The following is a 14926-nucleotide window of genomic DNA, read 5'->3' as shown; positions in this document are numbered from 1 at the left end:
CGGGGAAATGATGATTTTGACATTTCAGGGGAAGGTGTGACTCATGCGAGCCAAACCTTCCCCTGTTTAGAACCGTCTATTTCCTGACGGCCCCTTGTCTTATTATTCTACTTTTTCTTTTACTACAGTAACCTGACACCGCTTTTTATAACAGGCAATGCCGTACTTCAGAATCGAGTGGCAGCCCTCTTCCCGTAATTCTTCCGCATATCTGTTTTTATCGATTTGAGCAATGGCTTCCCGACAGACGACTTCAAACTGACTTTCCTCTGCATATTTGACTTCTATAATTATGCCAAGTTCCTTTTCTTCATCGTAAATCCAGATATCGTTGTATCCATTTCCGGATTCCTTATTGGATTTCAAAATCCAGCCATCTTTATACCCCAGTATTCCAAGAAGGATGCCGTGATAAAAGTTTTCTTTCAATGTCTTTTGTACAAACGTATCCCGAATGCTGATGGATTTCTTCAAATAAGAACTAAAGAGCTTCTCTACTTCGGCAGCATTCCCCTGCTCCAATGCATTGCAGAAAGATTCCAGAAGTTTCCCGTCCTTTGCAACTTCTTTCTTAAACATCGCCATAATCTGTCTGATGAAGATACTTCTAATCTCCAGATTTGGAATTACCAGCTTATATCGATCACCATCTGCAGGCTCTTGTCTGGTCAGATACCCGGTCATAAAAAGCATACTCCATAAGTGATTCACAGAATCATAAATCTCATGATACGTCAAATCCTCATGAATTTCTTTCTCTACTTCCTTCCCATCAATCAGCGCTTCCATTTCACCTTTCATCACTCCATTTCCCATCTTTTCAATGAAGTGACGTACAACGTCATTTCCGCTCGTATTGATCCAGTAATTTTTTGGCGCAGCGTCTTTATCATCTATCAAATCATCACAATAACTGATGACGTCCCACGGGCAGTAGACATCCAACGTTCCAAAATGATAGCCATCATACCACTCCCGGACAGTCTGAACTTTCGCTTCCTGTCCATAATATGCCAGCATTTCCTTTACTTCACTGTCCGTAAACCCAAAATATTCATCAAACCGAACGTCTGTAATAGAATAAATCTTGAAATTATTTAGTCCAGTGAAAATACTCTCCTTTGCCACGCGCAGGCAACCTGTCAGCACTGCAAAATAGAGGCTGGAGTTCGTTTTCAAAACCTGCTGAAGCAGATTTCTCATCAAAAACACCATTTCATTATAATATCCCTGCTCGTTGGCTTTTGACAGCGGAACATCATACTCATCAATCAGAAGGATCACTTTTTTCTCATAGTGTTTCTCCAAAAGTGAAGAAAGGGTCTTTAAACTTCCCATCAATACTGAATCCGACATTGCGAAACTGCCCCTCTGTTCATGGTCTGTACAGACTAGCTGTTCATACTGCCGACGTTCCACTTCATTCAGTTTTGGACTGGATTTAAGAAGTTCATAAAACCGAAGTGCTTCATTTCCAATCACAGAACATAAAAGTGTACGTGCAACATCATAGTCGGATCCTTCCACATCCTTCAGACTGATAGAAATCACAGGAAACTTTCCCATATACTCTTCACAGATCTCTTTCTCCTCCGAAATCTTCAAACCATCAAACAGCGCCCGATTACCGCCGATTTCAAAAAAAGCTTTTAACATGCTCATATTCAGCGACTTTCCAAAACGTCTTGGACGCGTAAACAGATTCACTTCGCCCCATCTTTGAATCAAATCCCGAATCATTACCGTTTTATCTACATAATAAAAATCCTGTGTACGGATCTTTTCAAAACTTTCGATTCCTACCGGCAGTTTTTTCTTATTCACATTACTCATCTGCTGACCAGCCTTTCTCCCAGCATTACAATCAGGCCTTTACAACCATACATTCCTTTTTGTAAAATGCCATTCCGTACTTGATGATCTTCTTCATTCCCCGACGCCGGAGACCTTCTGCATAGTTTCTGTCTTCAATCTGCTTTAATGCTTCCGCACAGGCCCCGTCTAAATTACCATCATTTGCATATTTTATTTCGATCACAATCCCCGTCCGCTCCCGAGTGCTGATAGAAATATCACTGTATCCTGTCCCGGTCTCATCATTGGACTGAACCCTCCATCTTCCCTGGCTTTGCAACAGTCCCAATACCATTCCATGATAAAAGTTCTCTTTCCTATTCATTCGCACTGCTGTATCACGCACGCTGATCGAATCCCATAAATAATCATGGAGCATGTCCTGAATTGTGGATACATCTTCAGCCGGGAATGCCGCGCAGAATCGATGAATCCTCGCAGAATCCGCAAGGGTTGTTTCCTGAAACCATTCCTTTACCAGATCAATAAACAATTCCCTTACTTCCCGGTTCGGAAGCGCCAGTTTCACCTGCTTTCCATTCAGGCGTTCTTTCAGGGTCAGATATCCAGTGGAATACAGAACACTCCAAACATTATCAATCGAGTCCTCCACATCCCGGCAAGCCAGTTCCTGCCGGAGTGTTTTCGTAATCGTACCCCCGCCGATCAACTGCTCTATTTCATTCCGTGTGGTCTGGTCCGATCTTCCCAGTAAACGACGGACAAGATCATTCCCACTTGTATTCGCCCAATAATTCTCAGGTTCGGCTTCCGGATCTGCCAGCAAAACATCACAATAATTAATCACATCCCATGGGCAGTATACATCCACTTTACCGAAACGATATCCATCGTACCATTCCCGTATCACATTCTTATATGACGTCAAACCATAAAAGCGCAAGATTTCATCTGCATCTGCATCCGTAAAACCAAAATATTCATCATACCGGACATCGGATATCGTATGTATTTTCAGGTTGTTCAGTCCGGTAAAAATACTTTCTTTGGAGATTCTGAGACACCCTGTAAGCACCGCAAAATACAGACTGTCATTCGTCTTCAGCGCATTGCCAAGCAGATTACGGATGAAATTTACCATCTCATCATAATATCCGGACTGAAACGCTTTATCCAATGGAACATCATACTCATCGATCAGCAGGATGACACTCTGACCGTAATGTTGCTTCAACAACCTGGAAAGTGTATTCAAACTGTCGATCAATGTAGCATTTGACATAGCATAACTCGCTTCACTTTGACTGTCTACATTAATGAGACGTTCATACGCCGTTCTATCTTTCTCATCCAAAAACGGACTTTCAAGTAAAAAACGAAAACCTTTGGCTTCATTTCCAATTACTGTCTTTAGTGCTGCCAACGCTGTTTGAAAATTCAAGCCGTCCACACTTTTCAGGCTGATAGAAATCACCGGGAACTTCCCCATATATTTTTCGCATAGTTCCCTTTCCTCTGCGATCTTCAGTCCTTCAAATAAAGTTGGATCATTTCCAATCTCAAAAAAAGATTTCAACATACTGATATTCAAAGATTTACCAAAACGTCTGGGACGGGTAAATAAATTCACTTCGCCCCAATTTTGCAAAAGTTCTTTAATGAACATTGTCTTATCAATATAATAAAAATCATTACTTCTGATTTTTTCAAATCCATCGATGCCGATAGGAAGTTTCTTTCTCATCCTCCCCATTCTCCTTTCCGATGCCAGTGACATAAACAATAGGATGTCCTCTTTTCTGTCTGGAAAGGGCAGCTGCCCAGCCAGATTTTAAAAGGACATCATTCACCTGTTATGCTTTACTTTATCATGAAGATGGAAAGCGGTCAAGGTTGGGAGTATCCTTATCTTACCTTCCACGCTTCCTTGACCTTCATTGCTGTCACATAGATCATACCGCCAAAAATTCCTCCCAGCGTATTGTAAAACAGATCGGAAAGCTGGAAGGTCCCCAGGCAGAGAAGCAGCTGTAGAAATTCAATTCCAAGGGATGTCCCAAAACCGATTCCCAGAGCGGATGCCAGCATCCATGTCACTTTTCTGGTTTTCCATAGTTTATGAGAGAACGTCCAGAACAGAAGCAGGATGTACGGAATAAGAAGAAAGACATTCTCAGCTGCCTCTGTGCTCAGCTTACCATCATCTCCGTTCAGTCCCCATCCTCCCATCACATTGGATAACGGGTTGCTCCAGATACTTCTGTTCAACAGCGTCCGGAAGAGCATCAGCGCCACATAAAAAACAAACAGGAACATCTTTCGGAATTCGGATGACTTCCGAAACATTTCCAGCCAGATCTTCACCGCCCGTTTCCAGCTGGTCGCTTTGGCGAACAGATAGAAAAACATAAAAAATATGGCAAGAAGAACTGCAAAGCCAAAAGGCTCATATATGGCTTTGAGAATGTTGGTCAAAATTGTTTGAAGGATAGAAATCATGATCACCTCCCGGAAGGTTCCTTTCTAATTTGTTAACAAGGTTATCGGTAATAGTTTAGCACTTGTTTCCGTTTCTCTGCAATACTCATCCGTTTCTTCAGGAGTTCCCGTTTCTCCTTTCCTGATCCGTATTCCAGAAACAGTTCAAACCATCGTTTCACAACGAAATACGGATATAGGTATGGTTTTTCTCTCAATTTAGGATAACGGTCTCCCAGTCGTATCCTGGATGGAAAAAGAATCCTTTTCCATTTGTTTTCTCCGGAATCTATTTCCACCGCGGTAAATCCGGAAAGTTTCCTGTCATTATTCTCCCCGAAGCCGTAAATGCCTCCTGCAAACATATCATCCAACAGTGCTTCCGGGCGAACCTTTTTGCGGATAAACGTGCCCGGAATATTTTCAAGCTCCAGATGCAGATAATCTGTCCCCGCATTCAGGATTGCGGCAAACAGTTTCTGCATATGATGCTCTTTCAGGAACTGTTCAAATTTGTCCCAGTCAATCCATTCGGAAAGCTTTTGGATGCCAAGAAGCAGATCGATCATCTGGCGGATTCCCACTCCAGATCCATAGAGGTGCTTGTAAAAATGTGACATCAGCTGAATCATCTGCTCATTCGGCTCCAGTACGAAAAAGTCATGTCCCTCGAATGTAATCTGTTCCGTCTTATCCAATAAATTCATAAACTGCTCATTCAGCTGTTTCTGCATCGCATTTTCTTTTCCGATCGCATTCAGATGAACTTCCAGATAGAGTGAACCATCCTGCGCAAGATACGTGATCTCCTGCTCCTCCTCAATATCCGGTACATTGATCGATTCCTCATTTGTAAAATGAAGTTCCCGTAATACTTCATGACAGACTTTCAGATTTTCCGGGTCAATCAGGATATCCTCATCTCCAGACGGACGAAGCTCCGGGTGAGCATACCAGACTCTGCAGGAAATTCCCTTCAGTACTACGTAACGAATCCCCCGCCTGGTCAGTTCGTCACAAACCCGTGCGAAAGATTCCGTCTGGATCACCTGCCTGCCAGCCGTTGCAACTGCTTCACTCATCCACTTCTGCTGTAATGACACCGGAACTTTCTGAAAGGCCGGCAGACGATACAGCTGATCATAGATCATTGGTGATAGTTTCTGTTCGGAACTGATCTTATATAAACGCTTCCAGTCTTCAGGCAACTGATAGCCCTGAAAATCAGGCGGCTGATTGATCAAAGCTGCGGAAATGATTTTTAAAAAGTCACGCTGTTGAGTGTTCATGTGAATGTCCTTTCCCATATCATCCAAGACTTAGCCTGGTTATTTTCGGATCAAAATTTTTTTGTTGAATACCATATCGATACGATAAAGCATTATGCAAAAAACATCCGTAAATGTTCTGTTATCTGTTGCTCCAAAACAGATGCCTCTTCTTTACTTTCTGCACAAACTGAAACATACACTTTCAGTTTTGGCTCTGTGCCGGAAGGTCTCACAACAACCGAACACTGATCCTCCAGCAGATATTTCAGAACATCCGATTTCGGAAGACCATTCAGCCCTTTTTCATAATCCAGCACTTTCTCAACCTTCTTCGGCCCAATGGTATCTAATCCATTGCGGAATTCTGCCATAATTTCCTGCATTTTCTTAAAACCTGAGGGGCCTTCAAATTCATAGGAATGCAACGTATTCAACCGGTAACCATATATTTCATAGAGTTCCTGCAGTTTATCCAGAAGACTGATTCCTTTAGAAGCGTAATATGCAAACATCTCGCAGATCATATACGCACCATTCACACCATCTTTATCCCGCACGTAAGTACCTGTCAAATACCCATAACTCTCTTCAAATCCAAAAATGTAGGAATCTTCTTTTCCCCGCTTCTCCAACAACCCGATCTGTTCTCCAATGAATTTAAATCCCGTCAACACATTGACTGTACGCACATGGTAATGTTCCGCAATCTGCTCGCCCATATCCGTTGTGACAATCGTTTTGATCATCACCGGGTCTTCCGGCATTTTTCCATGCTTTTTCTTCTGAGAGCAAATATAATCAAGAAGCAGCATTCCAGCCTCATTACCGGAAAGCAAAACATACTCTCCCTGTTTATCCTTTACAGCAATTCCAACACGATCACAATCCGGATCTGTGGCAAGAAGCAAATCAGCATTACATTGTTTTGCATACTCCATTCCAAGCTTCATTGCTTCTTTGATCTCCGGATTCGGATAAGGACAGGTTGGGAAATTTCCATCCGGCTCTTCCTGTTCTTTCACCACAGTTATATTCGTGTATCCAGACTCTTTTAGGGCTCGTAATACCGGTTTCAGTCCCGATCCGTTCAACGGAGAATATACAATTGCTACATTCTTATTCACTTCTTCACCATATAAAACAGACTGGTTTTTCACTTCAGAAAGAAAATCGTCAAGCACCGTATCCTCGATATATTGAATCTTTTCGTCTGCCAAAGCTGTTTCAAATTTGGTTCTCTTTACATCCGTAAATAAATCCAGCTTCTCAATTTCATTCAAAATTTCTGCCGCCGCATCGGTCGTAATCTGACATCCATCGAATCCATATACCTTGTAACCATTATATTTGGCCGGGTTATGACTTGCAGTAATCATCGCCCCTGCACTTGCATGAAGATACCTTGTTGCAAAAGAAACTGTTGGAACAGGATTTAGTTCCGGCCAGATCCGTACACAAATCCCATTTGCAGCAAACACAGACGCAGCTACTTTGGCAAACATATCTGATTTGATTCTGGAATCGTATCCAATTACCACAGAAGGCGTTTCAAAATGCTTTACGAGATAGTCGGCAAGTCCCTGAGATGCTTTCGCAACCGTGTAGACATTCATACGATTTGTTCCTGCACCGATTGTTCCACGAAGCCCCCCTGTCCCGAATGCAAGGTTTCGGTAAAAAGCATCCTCGATCTGCTCTTCCCTCATTTCTTTCAATTCCGTTACAATATCCTGATCCTCTGTGGCATATTGAAGCCATCGTTCATATTCCTGTTTATAATCCATATATCCTCCTTGTCGGCGTTTTGTCCGAATTTTCCGTTTTCTGTTTCTTATCCTCTCACATCTAAAAACTGTGCGCAGCCGTGAAGGGTCAACTCCATAGAATCTGCCGGTACAAAAATACAATCTCCCTTATAAAACATCTGCGTTTCGCCTTCATAGCGAATCATACCGCAACCCTTCACACAAAGGAGAACCCGGAAACTGACTTCATCGGCCCGGTATCGAACGATCTGCCGACGATCCGTGTTTACGATCATGCGATACACCTCAAAATATTTACAGCGGCAAAGAAGTTCATTCGCCACTCCCGGCCGGTACTTCAATACCCGTAAAGGCTGCCTTGGCGCCGCACTGCTTTTCAAATTCGCTACCGCCATCGCCTTATCTATATGCAATTCCCGTTTCTTCCCATTTTTGTCAATCCGGTCATAATCATATAACCGGTAGGTCAGATTAGAGTTCTCCTGTATTTCAGCTACCAAAGCTCCGGCTCCGATCGCATGAATCGTCCCCGCTTCGATGAAGAAAAGATCATCCTTTCGAATCGGTACCTGCTGCAGATACTTCATAATCGTGCCTTCACAGATCGCTTTCCTGATGGTCGGCTCGTCAACATCATGACTCAGTCCGTAAACAAGCTTTGCATCCTTACTGGCATCCAAAACATACCACATCTCTGTCTTTCCAAGCTGTCCATGTTCATGCTCTCTGGCATAAGCATCCGTCGGATGCACCTGAACAGAAAGATCCTTCTTGGCATCAATCAATTTAATGAGAATCGGAAGTTCCTTTCTGCCTGCATGCCGTATCCCCAGATAGTCCGGATGCTGTCTGATGACCTCTGTCAACTCCATTTCATCAAAACTGCCTCCTATAACATAAGACGGTCCGTCCGGATGTGTACTGCATTCCCATGTCTCAGCTAATGGACTTAACTCTATATTCTTTGCAAATTCGTCATTCAGTCTGTTGCCTCCCCAAAGATAATCTTTTCCGGAAGGCCGCAGTAATAATGGTTGCTTTCTCATAATTTTACTGTTCTAACTCAAATTTTTGCTTATCCTCTACACTGATGTCTTTTCCAAGCTGTACCTCGATGAGTTTTAATTCGGTATCTGCCAGAATCGTATGCCTGCATCCGGCGCTCATTGTGATCACATCCCCAGCCTGGACATTCTGTTCCATTCCATCCACGATCGTTCGTCCTGTCCCGCTGATAACAACCCAGACCTCATCCCGATTTCTGTGGCTGTGATAATTCATGGAATGCCCTGCATTTAAAGTAACCTTAATCGTAAGGCTTTCCGCCTCTACGTCAATGACCTGAAAACTTCCCCAGGATTTTTCCGCAAACATAATCTGCTGTTCAAACTGATCTACGTATGGCTTAATATAGGAACTCTGCTCTTTGTCCGAAACGAGAATCCCTTCCGGCGAAGCGGAGATCACCACATCGTGAAGCCCCATTGCAAGAATTGGAACATCCATTTCATTGACGATCTGAACTCCGGAACACTCCTCATTCAGAACACCTTTTCCGATTACCGCATCTCCCATCACTTCTGTCAAAGTATTCCAGGTTCCGATGTCCTTCCACTGTCCCGGAAACCGCTGAACCTGAATTTTTTCTTCTTTCTCTACAACTGCATAATCAAAAGAAATCTTTGTGAGTGTATCGTATTTTGCAAACAAATCCTGATAATCCGTAAACTCAATCAATTCATGCGCCTTTTTCAGAACATATCCTAATTGATACGCAAAGACTCCTCCATTCCAAAGAGCTCCCTGTGCAATATACTCTTTTGCAGTCTCTGCCGAGGGTTTTTCCTTGAAAGTTGATACAAAAGCGGTCTGATCAGCTGTCTCAGGAATGATATAGCCATATTTTTCAGATGGATACGTTGGTTCAATTCCCATCAAAACAAGGTTGGCTTCTCCTTTTTCTGCCTGATCAGAAAGTTTTTTCAATGCTTCAAAATAATCATCTTCCACATAAGGATCCACCGGGCATACTACAACCGGCTCTTCCGGACCTACCCCCTGTACATCAGCAAGATATGCTGTTGCCAGAGCAATTGCAGGGAAGGTATCTCTACGACACGGTTCTACCGAAATTCCAACCTCTTCTCCCAGCTGATTATGGATTGCCGAAACCTGTGTTTTACTTGTTGCGATAGTTACCGTAGCTTCTGCATCAATACTTTTGATCTGTCGGTAGACACGCTGAACCATGGATTCGTACTCTCCGTCTTCTGTTCGAAAAATCTTGATAAACTGCTTGGAACGAATATCATTTGACAGCGGCCAGAGACGTTTTCCCGAACCGCCGGATAATAATACAATATTCATGTTTCTTTCTCCTTTGTACCATTACAAGGTTCTTATCTTTCTGCACGCATCGGGTTATTCAGGAAGTCCTCATAGGAAAGACGAATTCCCTCTTCCAACTCTGTCCGATATGTCCAGCCAAGTTTTGTGGCTTTCGAAACATCAAGCAGCTTTCTTGGAGTTCCGTTTGGTTTGGATGGATCCCATTCAATCTTTCCTGTATATCCAACTACCTTTGCCACTAGTTCTGTCAGTTCTTTAATTGTCAGTTCTTTTCCTGTACCTGCATTGACGGTCTCATCTCCGCTATAATGATTCATTAAGAATACACAAAGGTTTGCCAAGTCATCTACATATAAAAATTCACGCAGTGGACTACCATCACCCCAGCATGTTACGCTCTCTTTTCCTTCCACTTTTGCTTCATGGAACCGGCGGATCAATGCCGGAAGTACATGGCTGTGAGTCGGATGATAATTATCATTCGGGCCGTACAGATTGGTCGGCATCACACTGATATAATCGGTTCCATACTGCTTATTTAAAAATTCGCAGTATTTCAGTCCACTGATCTTAGCCAGCGCATATGCTTCATTTGTTTTTTCCAGTTCACTTGTCAAAAGACAGCTCTCCTTCATCGGCTGCGGAGCCATCCGCGGATAAATGCAGGAACTTCCCAAAAATTCCAGCTTCTTACATCCATTTTTCCATGCAGAATGAATGACATTCATTTCCAGAATCATATTGTCATACATAAAATCTGCCAGCGCACTCTGGTTAGCAACGATTCCTCCCACCTTCGCAGCTGCAAGAAAGACATATTCCGGTTTTTCCTCGGCAAAAAACTGCTCTACTGCCTCCTGACGGCACAGATCCAGTTCTGCATGTGTACGTGTAATAATATTATTGTAACCTTGACGCTGCAATTCACGAACAATGGCTGATCCAACCATTCCTCTGTGTCCTGCAACGTAAATCTTTGCGTCTTTTTCCATCATTTCGCTTCTCTTCTTTCTATAAAAAATGTATTTCTCACAATTATCTATGCGTTTTTCATCGCTTTTTCCCGTCTTGCAAGTTCACGATCATGTTTTGCCATAATCTCAACAAGTTCCTCATAACTTGTCTTCTGCGGATTCCATCCAAGAACTGTTTTGGCCTTTGTCGGGTCACCCCAGAGATTATCTACGTCTGTAGGCCTGAACCAGGCTGGATTGACACATACCAGCATTTTTCCAGTGTTGGCGTCATATCCCTTTTCGTCCAGTCCTTTTCCTTCCCAGCGGATTGTAATTCCATTGGCCGCAAATGCTTTTTCCGTAAAATCACGAACCGTATGCTGTACGCCGGTAGCAATCACGAAATCCTCCGGCTTTTTCTGCTGCATAATCAGCCACATACATTCTACATAATCTTTTGCATATCCCCAGTCACGGAGAGAATCCATGTTGCCGAGTTCCAGATGATCCTGCAGTCCCTCTGCAATCCGTCCTGCTGCCAGCGTAATTTTTCTTGTAACAAAATTCTCACCACGGCGTTCGGATTCATGATTAAACAAGATACCGTTTACTGCGAACATCCCATACGCTTCCCGGTATTCCTTTGTAATCCAGAAGCCATACTGCTTTGCAACTGCATAAGGGCTGTACGGATGAAATGGAGTCGTTTCTTTCTGCGGTACTTCTTCTACTTTCCCATACAATTCAGAAGTAGATGCCTGATAAATTCTCGTTTTCCGCGTCAGCCCTAAAATACGCACTGCTTCCAGAATACGAAGAACACCAATCGCATCCACATCTCCGGAATACTCCGGTACATCAAAAGATACCTGTACATGGCTCTGGGCAGCCAGATTATAAATCTCATCCGGCTGAACGATATTGATAATGCGAATCAAGGAAGAAGAGTCTGATAAATCCCCATCATGCAGTGTGATCTTATCCAACAGATGGTCGATTCTTCCTGTATTGGAAATCGATGCTCTTCGTACAATCCCGTGAACTTCATATCCTTTTTCCAGAAGAAATTCTGCAAGATAGGATCCATCCTGCCCTGTAATACCTGTAATCAATGCAACTTTGCTCATTGTTCAAAACTCCTTTGTTTTTCATCAGTTTTTGTGTTCTGGTAGTTATTGTAGCCAGAGCAAACACGAAAATGAATTTCCTATCATGGTAAAAAGCTGCACAATATTGGGTTTTGGCTCACAGCCTCACTCAAATATTGTGCAGCTTTTTCTGTTTCTCTTCTTCGGTTTCCGAATTTCGCTCTTCTCGCTGTCTGGCAGTTCCAGAGCCTCTCCATGTTTTTCGGAATTTACTTGGACTTGTTCCCTCCATCTTTTTAAACAATCTGCTTAAATAAGTTGGTTCGATATGTAGTTCTTCCGCAATCCGTTCCACGGTTTCATCCGTAAACCGCAGCTGTTTCTTAATGTAGGTTACCCGCAGCTGATTCAGATAAGCATTGACCGTTACCCCGTAACGCTCCTTAAATAACTCCAGAAGATAATACTTACTGATATAGAAGCGGGACGCCAGATCGTCCAAAGTGATTTTCTCTTTGAAATTTGCATCCAGATATTCCTTCACCTTCTGGATATCAATGGTGTCTGAACTCGTTTCCGCTCTCTTATCTGCATCCCAGGCATCTTCCATCAAGAGAATTAATAACGAGGAAAGTTTCTCATGGATACGCATGTCTCGGACATAATCTGGTGAGGAAGCAATATTGTATAGTTCATCCAGAATTCGGTGGTAAGTGTCTAACTGGTTCGTTTGAAACACTGGCTTTCCGCCTCGTTCCTGATATTTACGGTAGATAGCACCCATGTTGGGACTGTAAAAGTGGCACCATTGAAGGGACCACAATCTATCCGTCTTTTCCTCATTACCACCCTGTCTACCGTTATCACTTTCCGCAATCGTTACATTACCGCGACGTGTGGAAATCATCTGATATTCTTCTGTGGTTACGTTGAAGCCAGTCTCATGGCTATACTTTTTTTTACAATCGATAAACACACAGGTACCGGGACTTAGCTTGTACTGCTTTCCTTCATAGGTAAGCTTCCCATCGCCGCTTAAAACTGTGAAGAAAAGGCATGAACTTAAGCCACTTCTTTCGTTTTTATGTGGATAGACAGCCTGCAATGTTCCTGTTTCCTGCAGATGGATGAGAGAGGACCGGGCGAAGGTTGATGGAGTGTAAATGATACGGTTGGAAGAAACAGGGTTAATACTGGAATATGAAAACAATGAATCTAACAATCTACTCTCCTCCCTATTTAGTCAAGTGTTTTTCCCCTTAAAATCAAGGGATTTCTAAGTTCCTATCTCAGATGAACGAGCCTCGATCATGAGCATTTTCTGTATCTGGTACAAAAATAGGTGGTTATGGGTATACGAAATAAAACGTCTCTCTTTTCCGCTTTACATGGCCTTTTGTATACCCATCCATCTATGGCAGCGCACCTCCCGTGTCTACCAGGATCTCTGTACATTTCTGCACTGGTCCTCACTTCCTTCGTCCCGCCTGCCCATAACCAGGGTGTCAGCTTAGCTCCTTGCCAGGGTCTTGCCCTATGGAAAATATTCCCGCCGACTACTGGCTCATTCTTTGTAATCATAACATTTACTGACCGGCTTCCCGTGACAGCGCTGTTCCCAGCGGACGTTTCCCTCTCACGTTCTGCCTTTCTGCTTTTCAGTCAGCTGCTTCCTCTCCGGCGTGGCTGAACTCTACGGCCAGAGTCTCTTTTGATCTGACCACTCACTTCAGCCACGTCAGCTTTTCTTACGATGACTTATCTTCTTATGCTGCCTGGGCACTCATTCCCGGCCTCCTGATATCACGCAGCATCTTTTCCCCATCATACTCTACTCCCTTTGTCAGTATGGCATAGAAGACTCGAAGAACTTTACATGCTATCACTACGACCGACTGCATCTTTTTCAGGGGATTCTTATCCCTTGTTTGATAATACCGGTGAATCTCCCTGAATTCGCCATTTTTCCCTATCACGGATATCGCCGCTTCATACAACACATATCTCAGCCTCTTCCGTCCCCGGTAACTGATATGGCTTTCGCCTGCATGCTTCCCTGAGCTGTTCTTCACAATCGCATATCCCGCCAGCTTCTGTAACTGCTTCGGATCATCAAACCTGCTCAGATCGCCAACTTCTGAGATAAATCCACATACCGTTTTCAGCCCGATCCCTTTGATCTCTAGAAGTTTATCTACATATGGAACTTCCTTGATCTTTTCTTCTATCTTAGCCATCAGCTCCTCCATACGCCTGCCATACTTCTCATAGTCTTCCAACAGATTTCGGATCTCCAAGGATGCTGTTTCCGGTGCTTCCTGGCTCCCAACGCTGTGCTCCGCTGCCGATAACAGGGTCTTTGCCCTCTTCATCCCGGCGCCTCTCAGCCTTGCGTTCCGCCAGATCTGGTTGATCCCTTCCGCTCCCAGTTCTTTGATCCTCATCGGAAGCGGAGCCTCCTTAAGCACCATCATCCCGCTTACTGCATCCAGTTTCCCATAAACGTCTTTATATTCAGGAAAATAGATACTGATCCATCGCGCGATTCGGTTTCGAACCCTTGTGATCTCTTCCTGTGTCTGGAAGCGCAGGTTTGAAAGGCTCCGGATCTCTGCATAAACCCCTGTAGGAATATAAGGACAGGAAAAACGTCCTTCATTCACCAGTGCAGCAATGGTTTTTGGATCTTTACGGTCATTCTTCTCCGGATTATTGTCATCCATTTCCTTCGATTTTTTTACATGGTGCGGATTCACATGAACTGGTCTCATCCCGCTGTCCTGCAGGAACTTCCCAAGATTGAACCAGTAATGTCCTGTTGGTTCCATTCCGGGGATCACAGCAGTTTTGCCTGATTTCTCTTTGATATCCTCGACCCACGCTATGAATGTCAGGAACCCGGCTTCATCATTGCTGAATGCCAGTGGCTTATCAGAAAATTCATAATTACGCCAGTCGAATGCCCTTACATAATGAGTTTCACTTCCGACATCAATCCCAAGGATTAAAGTTTCTTCCGTAATAGATGCAATTTTTGCGTTTTGTGTGTTATACTTCATTTTAGATACCTCTCTGTTTTATAAGATTTTACTAACCGCTCAAAGTCAGCAAATCTTATTTTACTCTGAGGTATCCTTTTTTCTCAACCACCTTTCATGGGATTCCCTATATTTGAATTATACAGGAAGCTCCTTTATGAAATT

General features: G+C 43.4%; 11 protein-coding genes. All 11 read right to left on the bottom strand.

The window, feature by feature from the left end; translation table 11 throughout:
* Positions 1-102: 102 nt before the first annotated feature.
* A complete protein-coding gene (locus tag B5G11_RS12750; protein WP_087254384.1) occupies positions 103-1833 on the bottom strand; it encodes an AAA family ATPase in 1731 nt (576 codons plus the stop codon).
* Positions 1834-1864: 31 nt separating this feature from the next.
* A complete protein-coding gene (locus B5G11_RS12745) occupies positions 1865-3559 on the bottom strand; it encodes an AAA family ATPase (RefSeq protein WP_087254381.1) in 1695 nt (564 codons plus the stop codon).
* A gap of 161 nt (positions 3560-3720) precedes the next feature.
* Complete coding sequence (locus B5G11_RS12740; RefSeq protein ID WP_087254378.1) at positions 3721-4314, bottom strand: VanZ family protein; 594 nt, start codon at positions 4312-4314, stop codon at positions 3721-3723.
* Between the two features lie 41 nt (positions 4315-4355).
* Positions 4356-5600: a nucleotidyltransferase family protein gene (locus tag B5G11_RS12735; RefSeq protein ID WP_087254377.1), complete on the bottom strand. Its 1245-nt coding sequence runs from the start codon at positions 5598-5600 to the stop codon at positions 4356-4358.
* A gap of 74 nt (positions 5601-5674) precedes the next feature.
* Positions 5675-7348 (bottom strand): phospho-sugar mutase, encoded by a 1674-nt coding sequence (locus B5G11_RS12730; protein WP_087254374.1) that lies wholly within the window; start codon positions 7346-7348, stop codon positions 5675-5677.
* 47 nt (positions 7349-7395) lie between these two features.
* Positions 7396-8376: a type I phosphomannose isomerase catalytic subunit gene (locus B5G11_RS12725; RefSeq protein WP_087254371.1), complete on the bottom strand. Its 981-nt coding sequence runs from the start codon at positions 8374-8376 to the stop codon at positions 7396-7398.
* A 4-nt stretch (positions 8377-8380) separates the two neighbouring features.
* Positions 8381-9697, bottom strand: coding sequence for a sugar phosphate nucleotidyltransferase (locus B5G11_RS12720; RefSeq protein ID WP_087254368.1), 1317 nt, complete (start codon positions 9695-9697; stop codon positions 8381-8383).
* A 32-nt stretch (positions 9698-9729) separates the two neighbouring features.
* Complete coding sequence (locus B5G11_RS12715; RefSeq protein WP_087254365.1) at positions 9730-10674, bottom strand: GDP-L-fucose synthase; 945 nt, start codon at positions 10672-10674, stop codon at positions 9730-9732.
* Positions 10675-10718: 44 nt separating this feature from the next.
* Positions 10719-11762, bottom strand: a complete 1044-nt coding sequence (gmd, locus tag B5G11_RS12710; protein ID WP_087254362.1) for a GDP-mannose 4,6-dehydratase — start codon at positions 11760-11762, stop codon at positions 10719-10721.
* A 130-nt stretch (positions 11763-11892) separates the two neighbouring features.
* Positions 11893-12630 (bottom strand): AraC family transcriptional regulator, encoded by a 738-nt coding sequence (locus B5G11_RS12705; RefSeq protein ID WP_144289702.1) that lies wholly within the window; start codon positions 12628-12630, stop codon positions 11893-11895.
* Positions 12631-13489: 859 nt separating this feature from the next.
* On the bottom strand, positions 13490-14782 hold the full coding sequence (locus B5G11_RS12700; RefSeq protein ID WP_087254357.1) for an IS110 family transposase: 1293 nt from the start codon (positions 14780-14782) through the stop codon (positions 13490-13492).
* Between the last annotated feature and the right edge of the window lie 144 nt (positions 14783-14926).

Origin of the sequence: Drancourtella sp. An57 (assembly GCF_002161525.1) — a bacterium.
GTDB classification, from domain to species: domain Bacteria; phylum Bacillota; class Clostridia; order Lachnospirales; family Lachnospiraceae; genus Sellimonas; species Sellimonas catena.
The sequence above is the reverse complement of the archived record's forward strand: the minus strand, read 5'-3'. Positions and strand labels throughout refer to the sequence as shown.